Source organism: Parasphingorhabdus sp., assembly GCF_048269865.1.
In the GTDB taxonomy this organism is placed as follows: domain Bacteria; phylum Pseudomonadota; class Alphaproteobacteria; order Sphingomonadales; family Sphingomonadaceae; genus Parasphingorhabdus.
Genome location: NZ_JBLWUA010000007.1, coordinates 109,394 through 132,982, shown reverse-complemented (window position 1 = coordinate 132,982; position 23,589 = coordinate 109,394). Strand labels below are relative to the sequence as shown.

At 57.2% G+C, this 23,589-nt stretch carries 28 protein-coding genes; 13 read left to right on the top strand and 15 right to left on the bottom strand.

From position 1 onward, the window contains the following. Positions 1 to 35: 35 nt before the first annotated feature. The 10 genes from ACN0WW_RS11015 to ACN0WW_RS10970 all read right to left on the bottom strand — a co-directional run bounded on the left by ACN0WW_RS11015 (position 36) and on the right by ACN0WW_RS10970 (position 6,581). Positions 36 to 743: a cell wall hydrolase gene (locus tag ACN0WW_RS11015; RefSeq protein WP_417612373.1), complete on the bottom strand. Its 708-nt coding sequence runs from the start codon at positions 741 to 743 to the stop codon at positions 36 to 38. Between the two features lie 202 nt (positions 744 to 945). Continuing rightward, positions 946 to 1,284: a DUF1491 family protein gene (locus ACN0WW_RS11010; protein ID WP_417612371.1), complete on the bottom strand. Its 339-nt coding sequence runs from the start codon at positions 1,282 to 1,284 to the stop codon at positions 946 to 948. Next, positions 1,277 to 1,756 carry a PaaI family thioesterase gene (locus ACN0WW_RS11005; RefSeq protein WP_417612369.1) on the bottom strand — a complete coding sequence of 160 codons (480 nt, stop codon included), beginning with the start codon at positions 1,754 to 1,756 and terminating at the stop codon, positions 1,277 to 1,279. Before ACN0WW_RS11005 ends, ACN0WW_RS11010 begins: the two co-directional genes overlap by 8 nt. An 8-nt stretch (positions 1,757 to 1,764) precedes the next feature. Continuing rightward, a complete protein-coding gene (locus ACN0WW_RS11000; RefSeq protein ID WP_417612367.1) occupies positions 1,765 to 2,232 on the bottom strand; it encodes a PTS sugar transporter subunit IIA in 468 nt (155 codons plus the stop codon). A gap of 126 nt (positions 2,233 to 2,358) precedes the next feature. Next, entirely contained in the window at positions 2,359 to 2,931 is a 573-nt protein-coding gene (hpf, locus tag ACN0WW_RS10995) for a ribosome hibernation-promoting factor, HPF/YfiA family (protein ID WP_417612365.1), read from the bottom strand. A gap of 48 nt (positions 2,932 to 2,979) precedes the next feature. Further along, positions 2,980 to 3,678, bottom strand: a complete 699-nt coding sequence (dnaQ, locus tag ACN0WW_RS10990; RefSeq protein ID WP_417612363.1) for a DNA polymerase III subunit epsilon — start codon at positions 3,676 to 3,678, stop codon at positions 2,980 to 2,982. A 27-nt stretch (positions 3,679 to 3,705) separates the two neighbouring features. After that, positions 3,706 to 4,311 carry a dephospho-CoA kinase gene (coaE, locus tag ACN0WW_RS10985; protein ID WP_417612361.1) on the bottom strand — a complete coding sequence of 202 codons (606 nt, stop codon included), beginning with the start codon at positions 4,309 to 4,311 and terminating at the stop codon, positions 3,706 to 3,708. Beyond that, positions 4,311 to 5,141 (bottom strand): shikimate dehydrogenase, encoded by an 831-nt coding sequence (aroE, locus tag ACN0WW_RS10980; protein WP_417612359.1) that lies wholly within the window; start codon positions 5,139 to 5,141, stop codon positions 4,311 to 4,313. Before aroE ends, coaE begins: the two co-directional genes overlap by 1 nt. After that, the gene (locus ACN0WW_RS10975) at positions 5,138 to 5,743 is read right to left on the bottom strand and encodes a Maf family protein (protein ID WP_417612357.1); all 606 of its coding nucleotides are present in this window, start codon (positions 5,741 to 5,743) and stop codon (positions 5,138 to 5,140) included. The genes aroE and ACN0WW_RS10975 overlap by 4 nt, the downstream gene beginning before the upstream one ends. Next, complete coding sequence (locus tag ACN0WW_RS10970; RefSeq protein ID WP_417612355.1) at positions 5,736 to 6,581, bottom strand: pyruvate, water dikinase regulatory protein; 846 nt, start codon at positions 6,579 to 6,581, stop codon at positions 5,736 to 5,738. The genes ACN0WW_RS10975 and ACN0WW_RS10970 overlap by 8 nt, the downstream gene beginning before the upstream one ends. A 302-nt stretch (positions 6,582 to 6,883) precedes the next feature. Between ACN0WW_RS10970 and hemE the strand changes: the two genes are divergently transcribed. From hemE to ACN0WW_RS10940, 6 genes are all read left to right on the top strand, one after another. Then, positions 6,884 to 7,918, top strand: a complete 1,035-nt coding sequence (gene hemE / locus ACN0WW_RS10965; protein WP_417612353.1) for a uroporphyrinogen decarboxylase — start codon at positions 6,884 to 6,886, stop codon at positions 7,916 to 7,918. Next, positions 7,915 to 8,358 carry a CopD family protein gene (locus tag ACN0WW_RS10960; protein WP_417612351.1) on the top strand — a complete coding sequence of 148 codons (444 nt, stop codon included), beginning with the start codon at positions 7,915 to 7,917 and terminating at the stop codon, positions 8,356 to 8,358. The genes hemE and ACN0WW_RS10960 overlap by 4 nt, the downstream gene beginning before the upstream one ends. 145 nt (positions 8,359 to 8,503) lie before the next feature. Next, positions 8,504 to 9,760, top strand: coding sequence for a transcription termination factor Rho (rho, locus tag ACN0WW_RS10955; protein WP_417612349.1), 1,257 nt, complete (start codon positions 8,504 to 8,506; stop codon positions 9,758 to 9,760). A gap of 16 nt (positions 9,761 to 9,776) precedes the next feature. Further along, the gene (locus ACN0WW_RS10950; protein ID WP_417612347.1) at positions 9,777 to 10,073 is read left to right on the top strand and encodes an antibiotic biosynthesis monooxygenase family protein; all 297 of its coding nucleotides are present in this window, start codon (positions 9,777 to 9,779) and stop codon (positions 10,071 to 10,073) included. After that, complete coding sequence (locus tag ACN0WW_RS10945; RefSeq protein ID WP_417612345.1) at positions 10,070 to 10,795, top strand: YjbE family putative metal transport protein; 726 nt, start codon at positions 10,070 to 10,072, stop codon at positions 10,793 to 10,795. The genes ACN0WW_RS10950 and ACN0WW_RS10945 overlap by 4 nt, the downstream gene beginning before the upstream one ends. Further along, positions 10,684 to 11,328 carry an AAA family ATPase gene (locus ACN0WW_RS10940; protein ID WP_417612343.1) on the top strand — a complete coding sequence of 215 codons (645 nt, stop codon included), beginning with the start codon at positions 10,684 to 10,686 and terminating at the stop codon, positions 11,326 to 11,328. Before ACN0WW_RS10945 ends, ACN0WW_RS10940 begins: the two co-directional genes overlap by 112 nt. Here the strand turns inward: ACN0WW_RS10940 and ACN0WW_RS10935 are convergent. After that, the gene (locus ACN0WW_RS10935) at positions 11,325 to 11,726 is read right to left on the bottom strand and encodes a nuclear transport factor 2 family protein (protein ID WP_417612341.1); all 402 of its coding nucleotides are present in this window, start codon (positions 11,724 to 11,726) and stop codon (positions 11,325 to 11,327) included. The genes ACN0WW_RS10940 and ACN0WW_RS10935 overlap by 4 nt on opposite strands. Beyond that, positions 11,723 to 12,421 (bottom strand): dienelactone hydrolase family protein, encoded by a 699-nt coding sequence (locus tag ACN0WW_RS10930; RefSeq protein ID WP_417612637.1) that lies wholly within the window; start codon positions 12,419 to 12,421, stop codon positions 11,723 to 11,725. The genes ACN0WW_RS10935 and ACN0WW_RS10930 overlap by 4 nt, the downstream gene beginning before the upstream one ends. 132 nt (positions 12,422 to 12,553) lie before the next feature. Here ACN0WW_RS10930 and ACN0WW_RS10925 point away from each other — a divergent pair, with 132 nt between their 5' ends. The 7 genes from ACN0WW_RS10925 (at position 12,554) to ACN0WW_RS10895 (ending at position 19,622) form a co-directional block, all read left to right on the top strand. Beyond that, positions 12,554 to 12,826 carry a DUF6489 family protein gene (locus ACN0WW_RS10925; protein WP_417612339.1) on the top strand — a complete coding sequence of 91 codons (273 nt, stop codon included), beginning with the start codon at positions 12,554 to 12,556 and terminating at the stop codon, positions 12,824 to 12,826. Between the two features lie 18 nt (positions 12,827 to 12,844). Next, positions 12,845 to 14,140 (top strand): tRNA uridine-5-carboxymethylaminomethyl(34) synthesis GTPase MnmE, encoded by a 1,296-nt coding sequence (gene mnmE / locus ACN0WW_RS10920; protein ID WP_417612337.1) that lies wholly within the window; start codon positions 12,845 to 12,847, stop codon positions 14,138 to 14,140. A 73-nt stretch (positions 14,141 to 14,213) separates the two neighbouring features. Beyond that, the gene (gene mnmG / locus ACN0WW_RS10915; RefSeq protein ID WP_417612335.1) at positions 14,214 to 16,088 is read left to right on the top strand and encodes a tRNA uridine-5-carboxymethylaminomethyl(34) synthesis enzyme MnmG; all 1,875 of its coding nucleotides are present in this window, start codon (positions 14,214 to 14,216) and stop codon (positions 16,086 to 16,088) included. Then, positions 16,085 to 16,702: a 16S rRNA (guanine(527)-N(7))-methyltransferase RsmG gene (gene rsmG / locus ACN0WW_RS10910; RefSeq protein ID WP_417612333.1), complete on the top strand. Its 618-nt coding sequence runs from the start codon at positions 16,085 to 16,087 to the stop codon at positions 16,700 to 16,702. Before mnmG ends, rsmG begins: the two co-directional genes overlap by 4 nt. 28 nt (positions 16,703 to 16,730) lie before the next feature. Further along, entirely contained in the window at positions 16,731 to 17,513 is a 783-nt protein-coding gene (locus ACN0WW_RS10905) for a ParA family protein (RefSeq protein WP_417612331.1), read from the top strand. After that, positions 17,513 to 18,466 carry a ParB/RepB/Spo0J family partition protein gene (locus tag ACN0WW_RS10900; protein WP_417612329.1) on the top strand — a complete coding sequence of 318 codons (954 nt, stop codon included), beginning with the start codon at positions 17,513 to 17,515 and terminating at the stop codon, positions 18,464 to 18,466. Before ACN0WW_RS10905 ends, ACN0WW_RS10900 begins: the two co-directional genes overlap by 1 nt. 265 nt (positions 18,467 to 18,731) lie before the next feature. Continuing rightward, the gene (locus ACN0WW_RS10895) at positions 18,732 to 19,622 is read left to right on the top strand and encodes an alpha/beta fold hydrolase (protein ID WP_417612327.1); all 891 of its coding nucleotides are present in this window, start codon (positions 18,732 to 18,734) and stop codon (positions 19,620 to 19,622) included. Between the two features lie 10 nt (positions 19,623 to 19,632). Here ACN0WW_RS10895 and ACN0WW_RS10890 read toward each other — a convergent pair whose 3' ends face one another. From ACN0WW_RS10890 to ACN0WW_RS10880, 3 genes are all read right to left on the bottom strand, one after another. Further along, complete coding sequence (locus ACN0WW_RS10890; RefSeq protein WP_417612325.1) at positions 19,633 to 20,541, bottom strand: diacylglycerol/lipid kinase family protein; 909 nt, start codon at positions 20,539 to 20,541, stop codon at positions 19,633 to 19,635. A gap of 72 nt (positions 20,542 to 20,613) precedes the next feature. Continuing rightward, complete coding sequence (locus ACN0WW_RS10885) at positions 20,614 to 22,254, bottom strand: acyl-CoA synthetase (protein ID WP_417612323.1); 1,641 nt, start codon at positions 22,252 to 22,254, stop codon at positions 20,614 to 20,616. A gap of 93 nt (positions 22,255 to 22,347) precedes the next feature. Next, positions 22,348 to 23,499, bottom strand: a complete 1,152-nt coding sequence (locus tag ACN0WW_RS10880; RefSeq protein ID WP_417612321.1) for a CaiB/BaiF CoA transferase family protein — start codon at positions 23,497 to 23,499, stop codon at positions 22,348 to 22,350. Positions 23,500 to 23,589: the final 90 nt, after the last annotated feature.

The following is a 23,589-nucleotide window of genomic DNA, read 5'->3' as shown; positions in this document are numbered from 1 at the left end:
ATGGGAGCCTTCACTATTCTGGAATTTCCGTCGGTCTAGCGATAGAAGATATGATTATCGATCGTTGCCAGACGCTTGAGGCGCCAGCCCGGCGATACATAGCGTGCGTGAAAGAACAGCGCGCCTTCTACCGGGCTCTCCCAGCCGTCGTTCATCGCTATTTTGGCAATCGCCACGGCATTGCGCCAATGGCGCTGACCGGTCCGGATCGGAGGCATTTTTCCGCCGCGTACGAAGGAGAACTGGCTGCGCTGAAAAACCACGCCGCAGATGCTGTCCGGAAAGCGGGAAGACTCGACGCGGGCCAGAACGACACGGGCTACCGCCAACTGCCCTTGCAGCGTTTCGCCCTTGGATTCAAAATAGACCGTGCCGGCAAGACATTGCATTTCGGGATCAAGCGGGCCGTCTACTGACTGCTGCCGTACCAATTGGCGCAGCGATTGGGCACCGTCATTGATAAAGCTGCCATTGTCATCGGAATCGCCATCGATTTCACCATTGGCGAGCCTGTCTGATTCAACAACATCTTGAGGAATTTCGGCAAGCACTTCCTGGCGTTCACCAAAAACAATGGCCGGATTGGATTCATCGTCCGCTACCAGCGCAGGATCGACGAAAATTTCGGATTCCGGCGTTTCATCGCTTGCTTCCAAAGCGAACGATGCATCGGTGAACGACAGGGCCGCAACCGCAGTAAGAGCAAGCGACAAGACGCTTGTTGCACGAAAAATTTTTCTCATTAACCTGTAACATTATGCGGTGAGACCAGGGCAAATCATGACATTCTCGCCAAATTGCCAAAACAGACTCTAAAAAACCCAAAGCGCGAGCTGTTTCTGTTCTCCCCGTCTGCGTGTTTACCACCGGTCATTATCGACATCGAATGGCTACCTGCGCATCAAAGTTGACGGCCAAATATGGTCTGCGCGATTAAAGTCAAGTTTACTGACCCATTTGGGCGATGAGCCGTTCCGCATCCGGGATGTCCAGTTCAATTAACCACATATCGGGGTCGAAGCGGAATCTCTGCGCCAAATAATCGGGCAATTCCCTTTTATTATCAATGCCTTGAGGCCATATAACTTGCCAGTTTGGTCGCCCATCCAGAGACGGCATATTCTCCAGGAGCCTAGGGTTTCCGCCCTTTTCAACGCATTGAATGAGAATCGCTCCCGATATTCTGTCCCCCTTTTTCAGTACCGCGCCGAAGCCGCCGTTCTGATTCACCATTCTGAGCAGGGTTTTGACCTTCATCTCCGCAGATAACCGCGGTTCAATCATTTTTTTGATAGCCGGGCAGAGACGCGAGCGGGATATGGGAGCGCATGAATGTGCCGGTGCCGCGCGCTATTTCATCGCCTTCGCTATCGACCAGCCGCGCATCGGCGACAAACACGCGCCGTTTGCCGCTGACCCATCGGCCTTCTGCAACGACCGGCCCGGATTTGAGTGGCTTGGTAAAAAGCAGGTTGAAAGCTGTGGTCAGAATGAACCGGTCGGAGACCAGACTGTTGGCGGCATAAAAGGCGGCATCGTCCAGCATCTTGAAATAGGCGGTGCCATGGACTGCGCCGGCGGCGTGATAATAGCGGTCGTCCACATCGAAAAATATGCTCGCCCTGCCCGCTTCGGTGATTTCAAGACGAGAATCGAACAGCCGATTGATCGGCGCCTCGGCATATAATCTTTCCAGAGCCCGAAAATGTTCCTGGGCTCCGGCCTGCTGTGGATCGGTGTCAGCTCTGTCTGTCATAACCGCAATCAGGCAGCCTGCTGCTCACGCCGCCTGTTCAACAGCGCATATAGCGCGTCCTGGCCAGATGCGCCGCGCAGCTTTGCCACCATATTCTCGTCCCGGAAAAATCGGGAAACAGCAGCAAGGGCTTTCAGATGCTCGACCCCGGCTTTTTGCGGGGACAAAAGAGCGAATATCAAATCGACCGGTTTGCCATCATGAGCATCAAATTCAACCGGTTCAGCAAGTCGCAGAAAAACTCCGACACAATGATCGAGTCCGGCCGGTCTGCTGTGCGGTATTGCGATCGACCGTCCAAAAGCGGTCGATCCAAGCGCTTCGCGTGCTGTCAGACCGGAGCGAATATCATCGGCATCAAGACGGTAGCAATCGGCCGCAACGCGGGCGATGATACGTAGTACATCGTCCTTGTCGCCAACCTCCGGACGGTCTCGAACAGCAGCGAGTTCCAGTCTAACCGACAAATCAGTCATGAATCGTTTCCTTTGTGCCGGCGCAGCTAAACCCGTTCTGCCACCGAGCCAGAATGCAGGCGTCGGTGCGCAGTGGGCCAGCTTTCAGAGGAACCCGTTGTCCGGCTGCTTAGAGCGATTCAGCTCTCAGCGATGCGGTTCCACCCAGCCAATAGTGCCATCGGTGCGGCGATAAACCATATTATGGGCACCAGTGCCAGAGTTTTTGAACAATAGCGCGCTGGTATTGCGCAAATCCATCATCATCACGGCATTGGAAACGCTGGCTTCGGGAATGTCTGTTCTGGTTTCAGCGATGATCGGAGGAGAGTCGCCATTGACTTCGCTTTCGTCTTCTTCCTCGACCGATTCAAAAACCCGATAGGCCGCTTCTTCCTGTTTCGCGGCATATTGCGCCTGAACATGATGATCGTTCAGTCGGCGCATGTAACGGCGGAGCTGTTTTTCAATCTTGTCGGCGGCCTGTTCAAACGCCTGATGGGCATCGCCCGCTTGGGCTTCCGCTTTCAGCATCAATCCCTGCATCACGTGAGTCACGATATCACATTTAAACTGGGCGTGCGGTGCTTTGCTGACCGTGACATTGGCGGATATGGCCTTGGCAAAATATTTGCTGGCGATCGCATTCATCCGGTCCTCGGCATGGGTCTGCAACGCATCACCCGTATTAACCTGATGTCCTGAAACACGAACTTCCATATTTACTCTCCTTTTTCTTCTGCACGCATACTCAATTATAGGATGCAGTTAAATCCCGGCCCAAAGCGGGTTTTCAATTCCTTCGATGAAAGTCTTGTGCCGCGCCAGTTCGTCGGCATCTGCATGATGTTCTCGCGGTGCCATAAACGCTCTGCGCGCGACCGGCTGTGATGTGGGTCGCAGGCTCGCAACCGGATCCGGCCGCGTCGTGTCGTCAGCCAGACCGAGGCCGATCTGGCGACCGCCCGTCAATTCGATATAGAGCTGAGACAGCAGTTCCGCATCGAGCAGCGCGCCATGTTTTACGCGGTGGCTGCGATCAATCCCGTAGCGCGAGCACAGGGCATCGAGCGACAATTTGGCACCGGGATGTTTCGACTTCGCAATCGCCAAGGTGTCGATCATGCGAAAGCGGGAAATCGGCTTGTAGCCGCACAACTCCAATTCGGCGTTGAGAAAGTTGAAATCGAACTGGGCATTGTGAGCCACCAGCTTGGCGTCGCCAAGGAAGGCGAGCAGCTCTTCAGCGCCATCTGCAAAAAGCTTCTTGTCGGACAGGAACACGTCCGACAGACCGTGCACATTCTCCGCTGCCTTTGGCATCGGCCGTTCGGGATTATAATAGCAATGAAAGCTTTCGCCGGTTTCAACCCGGTCAATCATTTCAATACAGCCGATCTCGACCATGCGGTCACCGTTTTGGGGATCAAAGCCAGTGGTTTCGGTATCGAAAATTATTTCCCGCATAGGGATTATATCGGATTGGACAGAGGGTTACGCAAGAGAAGCTTTCAATTTTTGAACAAGTTTTTGTACCTGCTTGCGCGTTTCTGCGAGAGGCAGAGATGTGTCGATCACCGAATCCGCCTTTTGCCGTTTATCCGCGTCCGGCATTTGCAGTGATTTTATCTGCTCAAATCGTTCTTCTGTCATGCCGGAGCGCGCCAGAACGCGTTCCCGCTGCTGCGCCGCGTCGGCCGAAACCACCACGATGTGATCGACGCCCTCGGCTCCGCCTTTCTCAAACAGCAACGGAATGTCGAACAGGATCAGCGGCTGATCCCGATATCGGTCCAAAAACGCCATCCGCATTTTCCCGACCGCAGGGTGAATCAGGCGCTCCAGCTTCTGCAAAGCGATTGGATCGCCCAGAACGGCAGCTCCCAGCTTCTGCCGGTCGACGCCGTCACTGCTGGTGGTTCCGGGAAAAAGAGTTTCGATTTCAGCAACCAGATCGCCGCCCGGCCCCTGCAGCTCGTGCACTGCGGCATCGGCGTCGAACATCGGGACCCCTTCATCGACAAACATCTGTGCGACCGTCGATTTTCCCATGCCGATCGAGCCGGTCAATCCAATGATAAAAGGTCGATCTGCTGGCATCAGGCGACCAGCAATTTTCTGAGTTCGGCATCATGTTCCATGGGCGGGGTCGCGCCAAAAAACAGTTCAAACGCCAGGGCTGCCTGGCCGATCAGCATATCGAGGCCATCGACCACCGCCAGATCCCGCTTTTTGGCTGCGCGCAGAAGGCCCGTTTCGAGGGGCGCGTAGACCAGATCATAGACGAGCGCATCGTCTGGCAGGGGATCGAGATAGATTTCCAAAGGTGGTTTGCCGGTCATTCCGAGCGGACTCGCGTTGATCAGCAGATCGGCTTTTGGCAATCGCGCGTCCATCGGCAGGACACTGCCCTTGACTGATGCCTGCACGAGCAATCCCGTTGCCTTAAGACCGCTGCGCGCAACGAAAGTGATTTCACCAATCCCGGCCTGTTTCAGGGCAAACAATACCGCCCGGGCGGCACCCCCTGCCCCGATGACAACGGCCTGTTTTCCCGACCAGTCGCTGTCGGCAATCGGAGCGAGAAACCCGGCTGCATCGGTATTGGTACCCATCAGACTGCCGTCCGCTTGCCGGACGACCGTATTCATCGCTCCGATTTTCTCGCGCACGCCGCCGGGATCGGCCACCAGATCAAGCATGGCGATTTTATGCGGTATCGTCACATTGCAGCCACGCCAGGCAGAATCCCCGCTCCGTCGTTCGATATAATCGGACAATTCTGCGGGGGTTACATGGCACGTGCGGTAATCGGCTTCGATAGCCAGCCGTTCGAGCCAGAATTTATGGATCAGCGGAGATTTGCTGTGCGCGATCGGATCGCCAATCACCTCGGCATAGGGCATGTCTGGGTCTGTTTCTCTGGTCATGACGGCAAAATAGCCCGGACGCGCAGATAGTCCAGCAAATGCAAGAGCGGCAATCCCATGATCGTGAACTGGCTGCCGGTAATAGCGGAAAACAGCTGTGCGCCCCTGCCCTCAATCTCGTAACAGCCGACGCAATGCTGAATATTATCCCATTCCGATTCCACATATTGCGCGATAAAGGAATCGCTCAGTGGCCGCATCGACAGCGTCGCAACATCAATATGCCGCCACACCGGATTTCCCTGCTCCGCGATGACCGCGGTGCTGAACAGCTTGTGTTTCCTGCCCGACAAAAGTTTCAGGTGAGCGATGGCTTCGGCTGGATCGGCGGGCTTATCAAGCATCCTGCCATCGTCCAGGGCAAGCACCTGATCGGCACCCAGGACCATACCGCTAACGATCCGGCGCGACAGCCGCACCGCCTTGGCCTCCGCCAGCGCATCTGAAAGATTGCGCGCCGTCACCCCTTCGCTTTTCAGGCCGTCTTTGAGAGAATCTTCATCGACATTGGGGGCAATGGCTTCGACCGCCACCCCAGCCGCCGTCAGCATCGCGAGCCGCGCCTTGCTTTTCGACGCCAATATCAGGCGCGCTTCACTCATTGTCCGTGCTTTCGTTCGCTGCGCCGTCCCCAACATGCTTTTCATTATAAAGATTGATGATCGCCGCTGCCGATTCCTCGATCGAGCGTCGAGTCACATCAATCATCGGCCAGTCGTTGTCCGCAAACATGCGGCGGGCATATTGGGTTTCGGCGTTGACCTTCTCTTCATTGACATAGTCGGTCTCCGGCGACTGATTCAAAGACAGCAAGCGATTGCGCCTGACCTGAACCAATCGCGATGTCCCGGCAATCAGGCCAACGACCAGAGGATTTTTCAAATGGAAGAGCGAGTCGGGCGGTGGGGATTCCGGCACGATCGGAATATTGGCAGTTTTATACCCGCGGTTGGCCAGATAGATGGAGGTCGGGGTCTTCGAGGTCCGGGAGACGCCGGCGAGCACGATATCGGCTTCTTCCCAATTTTCCCAATTAACACCATCGTCGTGAGCAATGGTGAACTGGATCGCCTCGACCCGGGCAAAATAGGCAGCATCCAATATATGCTGGCGACCTGGTCTGGCTTTCGCTTCCTGGCCAAGCATATTGGACAAGGCATCGGTCACAGTATCCAGCGCCGGAACCGACGGCAGACCGAGATGCCTGCATTCGCGTTCGAGCTTTGCCCTGATGTCCCGGTTGACGATCGTGAATATGACAAGACCCGGATTTTCCGCGACTTCACTCAGGATCCGGTTGAGATGTTTCTCCGAGCGCACCATGGGCCAGAAATGCTTGATAATTTCGACGCCATCAAACTGGGCAAGCGCCGCCTTAGCGATATTTTCCAGGGTCTCGCCCGTTGAATCCGAGAGCAGATGGAGGTGGAGCCGGTTCATCCGCTAAGCTTTGTGATTTCACGGGGGATAAAGCAAGGGATGAAAGTGGGGATAAATGGCGCGACCATATTCTTCCCCGATTCCGGCCAATCCATCCACAGCGAACCAACAATCATAAATTCAATCCACAGACTGTGGATAACGGGCATGAAATATTGGAATCGGACAAATTTCGATTAACGTCATTCTGTCAATCTGTTTGTATTTGCGGCGCTGGCGCGTTACCGCCTTTTCCACGCTCTATCATCAACATCAATTTAAAATATATATACTGATATTATATAATGGATGACCTGCCCGCTATGCCGAACGGAACCGATTCACCGAAAATTTTGCTCCAGACACTGCTCGGCAAGAAGACCGAACAAACGCCGTTATGGCTGATGCGCCAGGCTGGCCGCTATCTGCCGGAATATCGCGAATTGCGGGCGAAAAAGGGTGGATTTCTTGAACTTTGCTATGATCCCGAGGCCGCAGCGGAAGTCACGATGCAGCCGATCTGGCGTTTTGACTTTGATGGAGCGATCCTGTTTTCAGACATATTGATCGTGCCGCATGCGATGGGCCAGAAGCTTTGGTTTGAAGCAGGAGAAGGACCCCGGCTGGCACCAAGGTTGCTGGACGCGTCTTTGGCCTCTCTAGAGGGCGCTCCTGAGCATTTTGAGGCTATTTATGCAACGGTTCGAGCGGTCTCCGCACAGCTCGACGATAAAACCACGTTCATGGGCTTTGCCGGCAGTCCATGGACCGTCGCCACTTATATGATCAACGGGCAGGGCAGCAAGGACCAGGCACCGGCACGCCGTTTCGCCTATCAGGATGAATCGGCATTTTCCCAGCTGATCGATGCGATCGTCGACAATACCGTGACCTATCTGCTCGGCCAGATTGAGGCGGGTGTGGATGCGGTGCAATTGTTTGACAGTTGGGCCGGGTCGCTGTCGCCGGCGCAATTTGAAAAATGGGTAATCGCACCCAATGCCGCGATCATAGCGAGGCTGAAAGCCGTGCATCCGGATTTGCCGATTATCGGTTTTCCGAAAGGCGCCGGTGCAAAATTGATTGCCTACGCCAGAGAAACCGGGGCCAGTGCCATCGGTCTGGATGAAACGGTCGATCCGGTCTGGGCCAACACATATCTGCCTGCAGAGCTTCCGGTGCAAGGCAATCTGGATCCGCTGGCGCTGATTGCCGGTGGTGATGCGCTGGAAAAATCGACGCGCCACATTCTGGACGTTTTTCAGGATCGACCGCATATTTTCAATCTCGGCCACGGAATTTTACCGGACACGCCCATTGAACATGTCGAAAAGCTGCTTACACTCGTACGGCAATGAATGAAATTCTGTCCATGCTCTATCTCTGGTTAAAAGCGGCCCATCTTATCTTTGTCATCTTCTGGATGGCAGGATTGTTCATGATGCCGCGGTTCTTCGTCTATCATCAGGAATGCGCCGTCGGATCCGATGAGGATGCGAAATGGATCGAACGCGAGGGCAAGCTCCGCAAGATCATTCTTAACCCGTCGCTTGTCATCGTCTGGGTGCTCGGCCTTTTGCTCGCTTATAATATCGGGGCGTTCAGCCAGGGCTGGTTTCATGCCAAATTGCTCATGGTGTTGTTGCTGTCCGGCTATCATGGCTGGATGATTGGCTATTCGAAGAAACTCGCGCGAGGCGAGCGGACGATGAGTGACAAGGCTTTGCGGCTGGTCAACGAAGTGCCCGGTATCACCGCTGCCATCATCGTCATATTGGTGATCATCAAGCCATTTTGATTGGCCTTGGTTGACAGCGAAATCACAAAAGCGTAATTAACGGTCAAAGCCCGTCCGGGCGATCTTTCATGTGAATCGAATACAGCTTCCGCTGCGCACATGCGATTTGAAGAAATAACCTCCTGACATATCTGGATAAAGATCCATGCATTTAAAAGAATTAAAACAAAAATCGCCCGCTGACCTGGTCTCAATGGCCGAAGAGCTGGGTGTTGAAACCGCTTCCACCCTGCGCAAGCAGGATCTGATGTTCGCGATCCTCAAGGAAGTGGCGGACAATGACGAGCAGATCATGGGCGTCGGCACCATCGAAGTTCTGGCCGACGGTTTTGGTTTCCTGCGCTCGGCCGATGCCAATTATCTTGCTGGTCCCGATGATATTTACGTTTCTCCCAACCAGGTTCGCAAGTTCGGCTTGCGCACTGGCGATACGGTCGAGGGCGAGATTCGGGCACCGCGCGATGGCGAGCGCTATTTCGCTCTGACCAAGCTCATCTCGATCAATTTCGATGATCCCGATGCCGTCCGCCACCGGGTCAATTTTGACAATCTGACGCCGCTCTATCCTGACGAAAAGCTGAAGCTCGACAGTCTCGATCCGACCGACAAGGACAAGTCCGCCCGGGTGATCGACATTATCTCGCCGCAAGGCAAGGGCCAGCGCGCGCTGATCGTGGCGCCGCCACGGACCGGTAAAACCGTGCTGCTGCAGAATATCGCCAAGGCGATCACCGACAATCATCCGGAAGTTTATCTGATGGTGCTGCTGATCGACGAGCGGCCGGAAGAAGTGACCGACATGCAGCGTTCGGTGAAGGGCGAAGTGATCAGCTCGACCTTCGACGAGCCTGCCACCCGCCACGTGCAGGTCGCCGAAATGGTGATCGAGAAAGCCAAGCGTCTGGTCGAGCACAAGCATGATGTGGTTATCCTGCTCGACTCGATCACTCGTCTCGGCCGCGCCTATAACACCGTGGTGCCAAGCTCCGGCAAGGTGCTGACCGGTGGTGTGGATGCCAACGCCTTGCAGCGGCCAAAACGCTTTTTCGGTGCTGCCCGCAATATCGAGGAAGGCGGTTCGCTGTCGATCATAGCCACAGCGCTGATCGATACCGGAAGCCGGATGGACGAAGTCATCTTTGAAGAATTCAAGGGTACGGGCAACTCGGAAATCGTGCTGGATCGCAAGGTTTCCGACAAGCGGATCTTCCCGGCGCTGGACGTCGGCAAGTCCGGTACTCGCAAGGAAGAATTGCTGGTCGAGGACGAAAAACTCAAGAAAATGTGGGTGCTGCGCCGCATTCTCATGCAGATGGGAACGATCGACGCGATGGAATTCCTGCTCGACAAGATGAAGGATTCCAAATCCAACGACGATTTCTTCGACAGCATGAACCAATAGCTGCCTGATCGCTCCAATGATTGTCGAACATGCTATTTTGCAGGTCCGGCCGGGGCAATCAGCTACGTTTGAGGCTGCGATGACCAAAGCCAGGGCGCTGGTTGCCAGTCAACCCGGTTTTCATTCGATCGAGGTTCGCCAATCTGACGACGATCCGGAACGATATTTGCTCCTGATCCTCTGGGACAGTATTGAATCGCACCGAGACGGTTTCCGCGCGTCGCCGGAATATCAGCAATGGCGCGCCTTGCTTCACCATTTTTACGACCCTATGCCGGTTGTGAACTGTTACGGACGATCGATTTTTCCATGATTGAAATTCTTACGATTTTTTCCGCTGCTACCGGTCTGGGTTCGCTCTCGGATATCTGGTCAGCCATTGTCCATGACTTTTCGAATATTGGATCGCCAGCTGCGCTGGCGGCTTTTGGGCAAGTGGTGTTGATCGATCTCGTTTTTGCCGCGGACAATGCCATCGTGGTTGGCGCGTTGGCGGGCGGTTTGCCGGCGGCTCAGCGGCGCAAGGTGATCCTGATCGGTATTGCGGCGGCATTGGTTCTGCGCATCCTGTTTGCGCTGATCGTGGTCCAGCTGTTGCAGATCGTGGGTCTGGTGCTGGCTGGCGGCCTGCTGCTGCTGTGGGTGGGCTGGAACTTCTATCGCGAGATTTTCCACGAAGGCGAATCTGCCGGGTCCGACGAGATTGTCGGTGACGAGCATAGCGGTGTAAAATCGCCCAAATCATTCTGGGGCGCGGTATGGGGCGTGACCGCTGCCGATGTATCGATGAGTCTCGACAATGTGCTGGGTGTGGCTGGCGCCGCACGCGAGCATCCGGGTATTCTGGTCATCGGCCTGTTGCTGTCGGTCGCGCTTATGGGTCTGGCAGCCAATGTCATCGCCAAATATATCGAACGGTATAAATGGATCGCCTATCTGGGTCTGGCGGTGATCGTCTATGTCGCTGGCAAGATGATTTATACCGGCTTGCTGGGCGACGAGCAGACGATTGGTGTGCTCACGCTGTTCGGGTGATTTCGGACGCTGCACAGATAGCGGTAGTAACCGGCGGTCCGGGATCGGGAAAAACAACTCTCTGTAATCAGTTGGCCAAAGAAGGCATCGCGATTGGTCGTGAGTCAGGGCGCGCGGTGTTGGCGCAATCCGGTGGCCGGGAGTTGCGAATGCGGGACCCCTTGTCCTACGCGCTGGAAATGCTGAAACTGGATATTGAGAATTTCAACGAGGCCCGCGCCGGACGCGGACCCTGGCTGTTTGATCGTGGATTTTCTGACAATGCCGGATTTCTGGATTTGATGGGCCTATCAATACCGGCGGAACTCGACCGGGTATGCCGAAATTACCGATATGACGGACCCGTCTTTGTGGCACCGCCATGGCGTGAAATCTACCATGGCGATGATGACCGGATTCAGGATTGGGAGGAAGCGAGGGCTACTTATAGCGCCGTTTCAGCGGCCTGGGCATCCTATGGCTATGAACTGGTCGAATTGCCAAAGGCCAGCGTCGAAGAACGGGCCTCGTTTGTCAGAAAACGACTTGTCTAGGCCTTCATCTTCTCCAGCATCTTGCCCATTTCTTCCCAGACCTTGTTGATCGCCTTGAGCGGCCGGACCATCACTTTGAAGTCCTGAATCTTGCCGTCGTCATTCCAGCTGATGATGTCGACGCCATTGACGTGGATCCCGTCGAGCTCAAGCTCGAATTCCAGCATTGCCATATTGGCCTCGTCATCGACAATTTCGCGGACATAGCGGAAACTGTCGTTGGCCAGCACGATATCGGCGGCGCTCAGATAGGCGACAACGATCGGCTTTCCGGATTGCGGGGTGTGGACGACCGGAGAATGGAAGACAGCATCTTCGGCGATCTGGTCGCGCAGGCCGCTGCCATTTTTATCCTCGAAATGGGCGTGCCAGACTTTCAGATTGTCGCGGACGCTCATGCCAGATGTTCCGCGAAAAAGGCTTCGGTGCGGCGGTCGGCGAGACTGGCCGCCGCTTCATCGCGGCGCTTGCCAAATTCGGCGGCAAAGCCGTGATCGAGTCCTTCGTAATCGTGCAGGGTGACTTTCGGATGATCGTCAAGGCCTTCATGCATGGTGGCCTGCGCTTCGGGCGAGACGAATCCGTCCGCGGTCGGGATATGGAGAATCACTTCGTGGGAAATCGCGTGCTTTTCGCCAAGAAGCTCGTCGATGCCGACGCCATAATAGCCAACCGAAGCGCGGATATCGGTGCGGCAGGCGGTCATGAAGGCGAGGCGGCCACCGAGGCAATAGCCAACGCAGCCGACCTTGTGACTGCCGATGGCAGCCTGGGCATAATGGACGGTGGCTTCGATATCGCGGATCCCCTGATCCTGATCGAACTTGCCCATCAGATCGAGGGCGGTCTGAAATTCTTCCTCTACGTCCGCGTCGAGGTCGGTGCCCTCGTTGATCCGCCAGTAGAGATCCGGAGCAAGCGCGAGATAGCCGAGGCTGGCCCAATGGTCGCACTTCGCCTTGATGCCCTTGTTGACCCCAAATATTTCCTGAATCACAATGACTGCAGCCTTCGCCTCGCCGTCTGGCTTGACCACATAGCAGGGAAATTCTGCGTCTCCGGTTAAAGTTTTGACCGCTTCCATCGTGCCCATCATCGAACTCCTTTGTATCATCACTTGATTCTTTGGTTACAATATCCCCATATCAGATGCAGGCAAGGTGGAACATCAACCTGTTGCGCGGGGAGGGGACTTCGCGGCAATGGCCAGACAGAGGAAGATATAATGAAAGTCAGCGTTGAAATGGACTGCACACCGGAGGAGGCCCGCCGCCTGATCGGCTTGCCGGATGTAGCGAAACTCAATGAGAGCTACGTCGAGGAAATGTCAAAATTCCTGCAGGGCGCCAAGTCGGTAGAACAATTGCAGAATTTCACCAAGATCATCGCGCCAATGGGTGAGGCTGGCCTGAAGATGTTCTCCTCTTTCATGACCGGGGCGATGGGCGCTGCATCGGGCGGCGGAAAAGCGTCGTCTGCCAAGAAAAAGACGGATTAGCCGCCGCTTTCTGCCAAAATGACGGTCGCTGATACCATTTTCGCTCTGTCCAGCGGGCAACCCCCGGCGGCGATCGGAATTCTGCGGATCAGCGGGCCTGCTGCAGGGCAGGCGCTTGCAGCTTTGACTGGTAATGTACCAAAACCACGTGTTGCATCTCTGTCAAATATCACCGATATGGTTAATGGAGAGTTGCTGGACCAGGCGCTTTGTCTCTGGTTTCCCGGCCCTGACAGTGCCACGGGAGAAGATCTCGCCGAGATTCATTGTCACGGAGGCCGCGCGGTTATTCGCGCGATCGAAGCGGCGCTCGAACAGATCACCGGCTTGCGCAAGGCTGAGCCCGGAGAATTTACCCGGCGTGCGTTCACCCATGGCAAAATGGATCTTGCGGAAGCGGAAGGCTTGTCCGATTTGCTGTTCGCCGAAACCGAACTGCAGCGCAAGGCCGCGGTGCGCAATGCGGGCGGCGCGCTGTCGCGCAGGGTGGACGGTTGGCAGCAACGCATCTTGCAGCTGTCGGCGCAAATCGAAGCCGAGCTCGATTTTTCCGATGAAGATGATGTCGCACCGGCGCAAACGGCATTGCTGCAGAATGAGACCCGGGCATTGGCCGATGATATGCGCAACGTGCTGGCGCGCCCGCGAGCCGAAAAATTGCGCGACGGTATCAGGGTCGTATTGGGCGGTCCGCCCAATAGCGGCAAGTCGACGTTGCTGAACGCGCTGGTTGATCGCGAAGCGGCGATCGTTTCGGATATCGCCGGAACCACGCGCGATGTAATCGAAGTGCCGATCGCGCTCGGCGGTATCCCGTTTCTGTTTATCGACACGGCCGGGGTGCGGGAGAGCGGAGCGGAGACGATCGAGCAAATCGGGATCGAACGCGCTCTTGAGCAATTTGCAGCAGCGGATATTATCCTGTGGCTGGGCGATGAGGGCGAGGGGCCGCAATCCGATCGTCTGGTCGAGGTCGCATCCCGGTCCGATCATCCTCAGCACCAGCCGAAAGGTGAGGGGGCCTTCATGCTCTCCCCGGTCAGTGGTGAGGGTATGGATGCTCTGGTCGATTTTCTGGTGACCCGCGCCAGGGACATTTTGCCCGATGCAGATCAGGTGAGCGTCAATGCCCGTCAGGCAGATCGACTTACCGCCGCGACCGACAGTCTTGCCGCTATCATCGGCGAATCCGATTATCTGATCATTGCCGAACATTTGCGGATGGCCCGCAAAGCGCTGGATGAGATTACCGGCACGGCCAGTACGGAAGATATGCTCGATGGCCTGTTCGGGAAATTCTGTATCGGCAAGTGATTGTTCCACGTGGAACAGCGTCCGCTGATCAGTAGCTTTTGACCTGCAATGGCGGTTGAGCTATGGGCGCGGGATGACGCGGAAATTTGACATCATTGTAGTGGGCGGCGGCCATGCCGGTTGCGAAGCAGCTGCTGTTGCAGCGCGCGTGGGTGCGTCAACGGCGCTGGTCAGCTTTACCCGCGACAGCATCGGGGCGATGTCCTGCAATCCGGCGATCGGGGGGCTGGGCAAGGGCCATCTTGTGCGCGAGGTCGATGCGTTTGACGGTTTGATCGGCCGGGCAGCCGACGCTGCGGCCATTCACTATCGCATGCTCAACCTGTCGAAGGGCACGGCGGTGCAGGGGCCTCGGGTGCAGGCCGATCGCAAACTGTATAAGGCGGCCATCGACCGGATGCTGGATGCCCAGGACAATCTCACCATCGTCGAGGGGGAAGTGGCAAGCCTCATGCTGTCCGGGTCCCGCGTCCGTGGCATTCACATGGCCGATGGGTCGGCCATTCACGCCGAGGCTGTCGTGCTGGCGACCGGCACGTTTCTCAACGGCAAACTGTTTCGCGGCGAAGAGACGGTCGCTGGCGGCAGGACAGGGGAGTCGGCTTCGGTATCGCTGGGCCAGCAGATCCGAGACGCGGGACTGCCGATCGCCCGGTTGAAGACGGGCACGCCACCGCGCATTGATGGTCGCACGATCGACTGGGCGGCCTTGCCGGAGCAGCCATCGGATGATGATGGCTGGACCATGTCACCGCTGTCCGAGGGTCGGCAGGTTCCGCAAACTTTCTGTGCGGTCAGCCGGACGACCCCCGAGACGCACGATATCATTCGGGGCTCGCTGGACCGTTCGCCGCTGTTCAGCGGCGCAATCGGTGCGCAGGGACCTCGCTACTGTCCGTCGATCGAAGACAAGATTCATCGCTTTGCCGACCGCGATTCGCATCAGGTATTTCTCGAGCCGGAGGGCCTGGATACCAACCTCGTCTATCCCAACGGGATCAGCACGTCCTTGCCCGCCGATGTACAGCTGGCGTTCGTCCGGACCATGGAAGGTCTGGAGCAGGCGGAAATCGTCGTCCCGGGCTATGCGGTCGAATATGACCATATCGACCCGCGCGCTCTGGACCGGTCGCTGAAGGTCCGTGATCTCGACGGGCTTTATTGCGCGGGGCAGATCAATGGCACAACCGGTTATGAAGAAGCGGCAGCGCAGGGGCTGATTGCCGGACTGGGAGCCGCTTGTGCGATACAGGGCAAGGACGCGCCGACGCTGGATCGCGGCACCAGCTATATGGCGGTGATGATCGATGACCTTGTGTTGCAGGGCGTGACGGAACCCTATCGGATGCTCACCGCCCGGGCAGAATATCGGCTCCGGCTCCGCGCTGACAATGCTTCTACGCGTTTGACGCCGATCGCCATCGAGACCGGCTGCGTGTCTCCGGAACGAAAGCAGTGGTTCGACAAGCGTGAAGAGATGCGCCGTCGGACATTGTCCGCGTTGCAGATCGTTTATTCCAGCGAAGATCTTGGCAAGGAGGGCGTCGATGTCCGCCGCGATGGCACTCGGCAAAGTCTGTTTCAATGGCTCCGCTTCCCCAATATTTCGATTGCGGCCTTGAAGAAGGTGGAAGAAGTAGAAGCATGTTTTGCAGATTCTGATCCCGACCTTCTCGCCGAGATTGAGGAGGATGCCCGCTATGCGCCTTATCTCGAACGACAGGAATCCGAACTCAGGGATCTCCGGGCAAACGAGCAAATCGCGCTCGGTGATGATCTCGATTATGCAGCCATAGCCGGCCTTTCCAACGAAATGGTGGAGCGGCTGACTGTGGCGCGGCCGGACACGCTGGCCGCAGCATCGCGTATCCGGGGGATTACCCCGGCGGCTCTGGCGGCCATTCTTGTGCATGCGCGCCGGCGCGATAGCCGGAATCTTGCCGCATGACCGAAGACGAGGCGCAGGCCTGGCTGCGCGCAGAGTTCGATGTTTCACGTGAAACATGGGTGCGGCTGGAGCTGTTCGGCGCGTTGTTACGCGACGAAATGCAGCGGCAGAATCTGATTTCCAAGGCCAGCGCCGACCATCTCTGGGCGCGTCATATGGTAGATAGTGCGCAGCTCTTGCGGTATGCGCCGAAGCCTGATGATGACAAGATCTGGCTCGACTTGGGCACGGGCGCAGGTTTTCCCGGTATCGTAATCGCAATCCTGTCATCCTATCAGGTGCAAATGGTTGAATCGCGCAAACGGCGGACCGAATTTCTGAACCATGTGGTCGACAAGACTGGCATTGGTGGCAATGCGACGGTTTTGGCAGACCGATTGGAGAATGTAGAAACCAGGCCGGTGGATGTCATAAGTGCCCGCGCTTTTGCACCACTTGACCGACTTCTTGCACTTTCCCATCGTTTTTGCACAAAAAATACGGTTTGGCTCTTACCTAAGGGCAAAAATGCGGTAAGGGAGTTAAAGGGCCTGTCGCCAAAACGGCAAAAAATGTTTCACGTGGAACATAGTTTGACCGATCCGGACGCCGGTATATTGGTGGGAAAGGGCTAGAAACCGATCTGATAGGGTAGAGCTGAACATGGTCCGTATCGCAATAGCCAATCAAAAAGGCGGTGTCGGCAAGACCACCACGGCAATCAATATGGCCACCGCACTGGCGGCCAGCGGCTGGAAAGTGCTGCTGATCGATCTGGATCCGCAGGGCAATGCTTCGACTGGTCTCGGGCTGACCCAGGGGGACCGCGCCAACAGCAGCTATGATCTCCTGATCAACGACGTTGCTCTGAGCGACTGTATTAACGAGACCAAGGTTCCCGGCCTTGAGATTGTTCCCGCGACGGTCGATCTTTCGGGCGCCGAGGTCGAACTGGTGGAATTTGAGGAGCGGACCCACCGGCTGAAAAAGGCTTTGGACAGCGCTGAGAATGGGCGCTGGGATATCATCCTGATTGACTGTCCGCCGTCTCTCGGCCTGCTGACGCTCAACGCAATGGTTGCGGTGGAATCCCTGCTGGTGCCGTTGCAGTGCGAATTTTTTGCTCTCGAGGGGCTGAGCCAATTGCTGCAAACCGTCGAACGCATTCGTGCCCGCTTTAACCGCGAGCTATCCGTCATGGGCGTTGTCTTGACCATGTATGACCGGCGCAACAAGCTGACGGAACAGGTGTCCGATGATGTGCGCGCCTGTCTCGGCGATGTTGTTTTTAATACGGTCATCCCGCGCAACGTCCGGCTATCCGAAGCACCCAGCCACGGCCTGCCGGCGTTGATCTACGATTATCGCTGCAGTGGATCGGTGGCCTATATCGATCTCGCCCGCGAATTGATCGGCCGGTTGCCCGAGCGCAAGGTGGCCGCTTGATGGCTGACGATCCGGCCCCGACCGAAAAAAGCAAAAAGGCACCGAAACGCGTGACCGGACTCGGCCGCGGACTGAACAGTCTGTTCGGGGACATTCAGCGGGAAGAACCTATTGCCCCGGCAGAGTCCGCCGATGGTGAAGGAAGCGCTGCATCTCCGGTCATCGACGGTTTGCGATCGATAGCGGTTGCCGATATCCGGCCCAACCCCGACCAGCCACGTCAGCATTTTGATTCCGACGCGCTGGATGAACTGGCTGACAGCATGCGGCAACGCGGTGTGATCCAGCCGATCGTCGTCCGCCCGCAAGGCAAGACATTTCAGATCGTTGCCGGAGAACGGCGCTGGCGGGCGGCCCAGCGTGCACGCTTGCACCAGATCCCGGCGGTTGTCCGCGACCTCAGCGATGAAGAAACGCTTGAAATTGCGATCGTGGAAAATGTTCAGCGCAGGGACCTCAATGTCATAGAAGAGGCAGAGGCCTATGCGCGGCTGAGCCAGGATTTCGGGCATAGCCAATCGCGGCTGGCCGAGGTCGTCGGCAAGTCGCGGAGTCATATCGCCAATCTGATGCGGCTGCTGGAACTACCCGCGACCGTCAAGGCGCTGGTCGTTGATGAAAAACTGTCGATGGGTCACGCGCGGGCGCTGATCAACGCACCGAATGCCGAAGAACTGGCACCCCAGATTGTCAAACAGGGCCTGTCGGTTCGCGATGTCGAGCGTCTGGTGCGGAAATCATTGTCTGGCGACAAGTCGCCTTCGCCGAAAAAAGCGGCAGCGACGTCGGAAAATGACGCCGATATACAGGCTCTGGAAAATCATCTCGGAGATCTGCTGGGGTTGAAAGTGAAAATTCAGTCGAGCGGGCAGGGCGGTACGTTGGCGATCGAATATGCCACTCTCGATCAACTGGACCTTATTTGCCAGCGTCTTACCGGGGAGCATATTTAGGATAGCCCAAAGTCGAATATTCATTGGCCCACCTTGTAAATAAACCTATATTTATCAGTGGGTTACATGATTCTTGGAACCTATTGAAGGCAATGGCCCGGTCTCTGCGTGAAGGCCAGGATGGCTGATGCCATCGAAAAGTCGCGCCGCGCAACTTTTTGGCCAGCGGCCCACAACGCATCGGGTTCGCCGCGTCGCTGGCCGTTCTTGTAACCCCAGCATATTCTGGTACTTAACCTCTTTTCCCGATGATCAGGATGAGCCCATGCAAGTTATCGCCAATGGCATCAATATTGAGGTCGAAGACCATGGGAATCCGGACGATCCGGCGATCCTGCTGGTTATGGGATATACCGCGCAACTGATCTACTGGCCGATGGATTTCGTCAACGGTCTGGTGGCAAAAGGCTTTCGGGTCATCACCTTTGACAACCGTGATGTTGGACTGTCCTACAAATTTGATGGCGTGCGCGGCCCCAATCCCATCCGGCAGCTGATTACCAAGCGTTTCTTTCCGCACCGGCAGATGGCACCCTATAATCTCAGTGATATGGCGCGGGATGCGGTGGGCGTGCTCGATGCTCTGAAGATTGACCGGGCGCATATTATCGGCGCTTCGATGGGCGGAATGATCGGCCAGCTGATCGCGGCGGATCACGCCAAACGGGTGCTGTCATTCACGGCCATCATGTCTTCAACCAATGGCCCCGGCCTGCCGGGGGCCAGTGCCGATGTCCGCCGGGTGCTGATGAAAACCGCCCGCGCCAACGCGCGAACCCCGGACGAAGCACTGGAACTGGGGCTGGCCTTCTCTTCGCTGATTGCCTCGGACGAGGGACGCAACCGTCCGGACGAGCGCCGGGCGATGATGAAACTGGCGCAGGAACGGGCTTTTTATCCGGCGGGTCCCAAGCGCCAGATGGCGGCGATCATCGATACCGGCAATCTCAGGCCGGTTGCCAACCGCATAAAAGTCCCCACGATGGTCATTCACGGTGCCGACGATCCGCTGATTCCGCCCGCTTGCGGCAAGGATATTGCGGCGAACGTCAAGGGTGCCCGGTTTGAGCTGGTCGAGGGCATGGGGCATGATCTGCCGTCCAGCAAATTACCCCAACTGGTCGATCTTATCGCCGACCATTGTCAGGCCACGTAAAAGCCGCCGGCTATTCCGGAATGGGCAGGCAATAGGTAACGGTTTGGCCGGTAATGCCGATCGTCCGTGGCTGCAGCGGCAGCATATCGCCATCGACCTGAAAGGCCGCTTCCCGTGTCGGCTCGTCCGCCGGGTCTATGGTCAGCCGACGGGCCGGTAAGGATTCAACGAAATCAAGCAGCGCCGGATCGCGGCCCAGCGCCACGGTTGCCAGAAAGCGGAAAAAATCCCGCCGCCGCGCAAGGTTGAGCAACAGGACATGACAAATATCCGTTTCCAGCGCGGCCTCCGGCGCCAGCACCCAGCGTCCGGCATAATGGCGCGCCTTGATCACGTAGATCGCAGCACAGTTGCGCTGTATTTTGCTTCCGTCCGGCGCTTCCACTTCTACTGCGAAACGCAATTTGGGCCAGTCGCCGAGCAGCCGGAGCATTGAAAAGGCATAGGCCGCGCCGCCGATCCGCTTCTTGAGCCTTGGACTGTGCCGTGCCACTGCCTGTCCGTCGGGACCGGCGCTGATGCAGGCGACGAAGGGCTGGTCATCGCTAGTGATCACCGGGGCCTGCAAGCGGGCGGCATCTCTGGCCAGAAAGCCGGCCATGACTTCCCGGGCAAATTTCTCCGGATGCGCCGAATAGCCCAGTTCCTTGGCAACCAGATTAACGGTACCGGCCGGAAAAATGCAGAGCGGTTTGGTGATCCCGGATTTGACCATCGACGCGACCACCAGCCGCAGCGCACCATCACCGCCGGACACGCAGACCAGATCGCATTCCGGGAAAATCTCGAACTTGCCATCGCGCTCGGTGCGCCCGAGCCGAACCTGCGCACCGCAGGCCTGAAACGCATGTGACAGGACCTGCAACCGGAAATCGTCGTGGGTGCCGGAGGCCGGATTGTGAATGAGCTCGACTAGCATGCGCCGTCCATGGAGCCGTCGGGAACCTCCCGTCAATGGTTGATCGGGCCGTCTCGCCGGCGCAGCCGCGCCTTAGGCCGGCACCTGCAGGCGTTCCAGTGCGATGTCTTTGGCTGCTTTATAGTCCGCTTTGCCATTGGCCGCGCGCGGCACCTCGTCGACCAGGATAAACACCCGGGGGGCTTTATAGGCCGCCAGTTTGGTCCGGACATGCTCGGCCAGCGCCGCTTCGTCGAACCGCGCGCCATCGACCATCGACAGGACCGCAGTCACTTTCTGGCCAAAGCGGTCGTCGGGCAAGCCGACAACGAGGCAGTCATAGACGGACTCGTCGGTCTTGAGCGCTTCCTCGACTTCTTCCGGGAAGATTTTTTCACCGCCGCTGTTGATACAGGCCGAGCCGCGGCCGAGCAGGGTGATCGAACCATCCGCCTCGACCGTCGCAAAGTCGCCCGGGATCGAATAGCGGACGCCATCGAAGGTTTTGAACGTGGCGGCGCTTTTCGCTTCGTCCTTGTAATAGCCCAGCGGCACCATACCGCCGTTGCAGATCAGTCCCATTTCGCCAGAGCCTGGTGCCACTGGCTTGCCATCTTCGGTCAGTACCTGGGTCGTCGGATTGAGTTCGAATTTCGCCGTCTGATCGTTGTCGACATTTTCTATTGTGGTGATTGCGGTCCCCATGCTGCCCTCGGTCGAGCCCATGCTGTCCACGATCGCCATCTGCGGCAGATGGCTTAACAGGCCGCGTTTCACTTCGGTCGACCACATCACGCCGGATGACCCCATCAACATCAGCGACGATAAATCATAGACTTGACCAGCGGCCTTGGCATCGTCGAGAGCGGCGAGCATCGGCTTGGCAAAAACATCGCCAACAATGGTGATGTCGGTGACTTTTTCGTCTTCCGCCAGTTGCCAGAGCGCAGCAGGATCGAAATGGCTGTTGTTGAACAGGACGACGCACCCGCCCAGACTGTGCGGGATCATCGCCCCGATCCACATGCCGGTACCGTGCATTAGCGGGCAGGCGGGGATGGCGCGCGAGGATGCGTCGAGTTCGTGCAGCTGCCTGGCCAGCGGGCCAAAGCCTGAAGCATCCGTTGGCGGCTCCATCATCCGCATTTCGAACCCCTTGGCGAGCAGTCGGCTGGCAAAGGTCTTGTGATCATACATCACGCCCTTGGGCATGCCTGTGGTGCCACCTGTATAGAGCATATAGAGATCATCATCAGACCGTTCGATCACCGGCATCGGCTGCGCGGCCTGCAGCGCCTCTTCGTAAGACACCGCCCCGTCGAGATGCTCGCCGGAGCCGTCGTCAATTTCCAGAAACAGTTTTATCTGGTCGAGCTGATCACGGATCGCGGCAACCCGCGGCGCGAACTGCGCCTGATAGACCAGCGCCTCGCTGTCGCTATTATTGATGACATGGGTCAGCTCCGCTTCGAGATAGCGGTAATTGACATTGACCGGGCAAATTCGCGCCTTGAAGGCTCCGAACTGGGTTTCCAGATATTCTGCCGAATTATAGGAATAGATCGAGATTTTTGCGCCTCGCTTGAGACCATGATCGGTCAGCACCTGCGCGACCCGGGCGGCGCGATTTTCATAATCCGCCCAGCTGTAGCGTTTGTCGCCGTCAACGATCGCGGGCTTTTCAGGTATCGCCGCGGTGATATTCTCCCAGATATCGGCCATCTGCCAGGTCATGCGATTCTCTCCTATTTTTTTCGATAGGATAGCTACATTGCAGCTTTTCGCAACAAAATGACCCAGCACCTCAGCGATTGAAATAATCTATCGTCAGGGTGCGCCGGCCAGTTCAGCGCGGATCACCTCACCATGCTCGCCCAACGCCGGGCTGGGGCCGCCGCCGGTCCGCTTGGCACCACCAAAGCGGGCAGGGGGTGTAACATGTTGGACCGGGCCGAGCAGCGGATGGTCGGCCTGTTCAAAAATCTCCATCGCCAGCACCTGCTGATCGGCGGGCAGATCCTCGAGCGACAGGCAGGGAGCTGCCGGTACGTCCTGTTCGGCCAGTCGGGCGACCATCTCGGCGCTGGTCAGGTCGGGCTTTTCGCTGGCGATGATCGAGGCCAGCTCGGCCATGTGGATGCTGCGGTTGGCCATGCCCCTGAATTTTTCCTCGGTCTTCAGGTCGGCGCGGCCGACGACATCGAATACCGCATCCCAGTGGGCATCGGTCATTGCGGCATAGGCGATGGCCCCGTCTTTCGAGCGTAGCGGCAGCTGATAATAGTCGGCGAAGGGTGCACCTTGCGCCACATCGTCGCCCTGCAACGTGAGATGCATGCCAGCGTCGGGCCAGAGGAAGGCGATGCAGCTTTCCAGCATCGACAGGTCGATATGCTGGCCGCTGCCGGTCCGTTCGCGGTGAAACAGCGCAGCGGTGATCGCCTGCGCGGCGGTATAGGCGGTGAGCTTGTCGCAAATCAGGGTTTTGACATAGGCAAAGCCTTCGGGGTGGCCCTGCAGGGTCATGAAACCGGACATGGCCTGCATCACATGGTCATAGGCAGGGCGTCTGGACAGCGGCCCTTCATGACCAAATCCAGTGATCGCGCAATAGATCAGGTCCGGCTTGTCTGCGCGCAGGGCGTTGCTGCCGAGCCCCAGCCGGTCCATCACGCCTGGCCGGTAATTGTGGATCACGACATCCGCCTGCAGGCAAAGCTGGCGCGCGGTGGCGACATCATCGGGTGATTTGAGGTCCAGCGTGATCGAGCGCTTGGCCTGATTGCAATTGTGGAACAGGCCGGAAATCCCCGCCTTCTGGCTCCCCAGCCAGCGCATCGGATCACCGATCCCCGGCGGTTCAACCTTGATCACATCCGCGCCCTGCTGGGCAAACATCATCGTCGCCAGCGAGGCGGTGATCATGGTGGAAAATTCAACGACCTTGATTCCCGCCAAAGGTTGCGCTGTGCCTGTCATGCCATCCTCAATCCGTGCACCGTCTTTGCGGAGCCGTCCGGACCATATGGTGCATTTAAATCGGCGACAAGCTCAGGATGGATAGGGGAC

Excerpts from the sequence above, each read along its gene's own strand:
- ACN0WW_RS11000 (WP_417612367.1), bottom strand. The coding sequence starts at position 2,232 with ATGACTGATTTGTCGGTTAGACTGGAACTCGCTGCTGTTCGAGACCGT.
- ACN0WW_RS10890 (WP_417612325.1), bottom strand. The coding sequence starts at position 20,541 with ATGCTAGTCGAGCTCATTCACAATCCGGCCTCCGGCACCCACGACGAT.
- coaE (WP_417612361.1), bottom strand. The coding sequence starts at position 4,311 with ATGCCAGCAGATCGACCTTTTATCATTGGATTGACCGGCTCGATCGGC.
- ACN0WW_RS10930 (WP_417612637.1), bottom strand. The coding sequence starts at position 12,421 with ATGGGCACGATGGAAGCGGTCAAAACTTTAACCGGAGACGCAGAATTT.
- hemE (WP_417612353.1), top strand. The coding sequence starts at position 6,884 with ATGCCGAACGGAACCGATTCACCGAAAATTTTGCTCCAGACACTGCTC.
- ACN0WW_RS10885 (WP_417612323.1), bottom strand. The coding sequence starts at position 22,254 with ATGACCTGGCAGATGGCCGATATCTGGGAGAATATCACCGCGGCGATA.
- ACN0WW_RS10960 (WP_417612351.1), top strand. The coding sequence starts at position 7,915 with ATGAATGAAATTCTGTCCATGCTCTATCTCTGGTTAAAAGCGGCCCAT.
- ACN0WW_RS10945 (WP_417612345.1), top strand. The coding sequence starts at position 10,070 with ATGATTGAAATTCTTACGATTTTTTCCGCTGCTACCGGTCTGGGTTCG.
- ACN0WW_RS10975 (WP_417612357.1), bottom strand. The coding sequence starts at position 5,743 with ATGAGTGAAGCGCGCCTGATATTGGCGTCGAAAAGCAAGGCGCGGCTC.
- dnaQ (WP_417612363.1), bottom strand. The coding sequence starts at position 3,678 with ATGCGGGAAATAATTTTCGATACCGAAACCACTGGCTTTGATCCCCAA.
- ACN0WW_RS10940 (WP_417612343.1), top strand. The coding sequence starts at position 10,684 with ATGGATCGCCTATCTGGGTCTGGCGGTGATCGTCTATGTCGCTGGCAA.
- ACN0WW_RS10900 (WP_417612329.1), top strand. The coding sequence starts at position 17,513 with ATGGCTGACGATCCGGCCCCGACCGAAAAAAGCAAAAAGGCACCGAAA.
- ACN0WW_RS10925 (WP_417612339.1), top strand. The coding sequence starts at position 12,554 with ATGAAAGTCAGCGTTGAAATGGACTGCACACCGGAGGAGGCCCGCCGC.
- ACN0WW_RS11010 (WP_417612371.1), bottom strand. The coding sequence starts at position 1,284 with ATGATTGAACCGCGGTTATCTGCGGAGATGAAGGTCAAAACCCTGCTC.
- mnmG (WP_417612335.1), top strand. The coding sequence starts at position 14,214 with ATGACGCGGAAATTTGACATCATTGTAGTGGGCGGCGGCCATGCCGGT.
- mnmE (WP_417612337.1), top strand. The coding sequence starts at position 12,845 with ATGACGGTCGCTGATACCATTTTCGCTCTGTCCAGCGGGCAACCCCCG.
- ACN0WW_RS11005 (WP_417612369.1), bottom strand. The coding sequence starts at position 1,756 with ATGACAGACAGAGCTGACACCGATCCACAGCAGGCCGGAGCCCAGGAA.
- ACN0WW_RS10950 (WP_417612347.1), top strand. The coding sequence starts at position 9,777 with ATGATTGTCGAACATGCTATTTTGCAGGTCCGGCCGGGGCAATCAGCT.
- ACN0WW_RS10935 (WP_417612341.1), bottom strand. The coding sequence starts at position 11,726 with ATGAGCGTCCGCGACAATCTGAAAGTCTGGCACGCCCATTTCGAGGAT.
- rho (WP_417612349.1), top strand. The coding sequence starts at position 8,504 with ATGCATTTAAAAGAATTAAAACAAAAATCGCCCGCTGACCTGGTCTCA.
- hpf (WP_417612365.1), bottom strand. The coding sequence starts at position 2,931 with ATGGAAGTTCGTGTTTCAGGACATCAGGTTAATACGGGTGATGCGTTG.
- ACN0WW_RS10905 (WP_417612331.1), top strand. The coding sequence starts at position 16,731 with ATGGTCCGTATCGCAATAGCCAATCAAAAAGGCGGTGTCGGCAAGACC.
- ACN0WW_RS10970 (WP_417612355.1), bottom strand. The coding sequence starts at position 6,581 with ATGAACCGGCTCCACCTCCATCTGCTCTCGGATTCAACGGGCGAGACC.
- rsmG (WP_417612333.1), top strand. The coding sequence starts at position 16,085 with ATGACCGAAGACGAGGCGCAGGCCTGGCTGCGCGCAGAGTTCGATGTT.
- ACN0WW_RS10895 (WP_417612327.1), top strand. The coding sequence starts at position 18,732 with ATGCAAGTTATCGCCAATGGCATCAATATTGAGGTCGAAGACCATGGG.
- ACN0WW_RS10880 (WP_417612321.1), bottom strand. The coding sequence starts at position 23,499 with ATGACAGGCACAGCGCAACCTTTGGCGGGAATCAAGGTCGTTGAATTT.
- aroE (WP_417612359.1), bottom strand. The coding sequence starts at position 5,141 with ATGACCAGAGAAACAGACCCAGACATGCCCTATGCCGAGGTGATTGGC.
- ACN0WW_RS11015 (WP_417612373.1), bottom strand. The coding sequence starts at position 743 with ATGAGAAAAATTTTTCGTGCAACAAGCGTCTTGTCGCTTGCTCTTACT.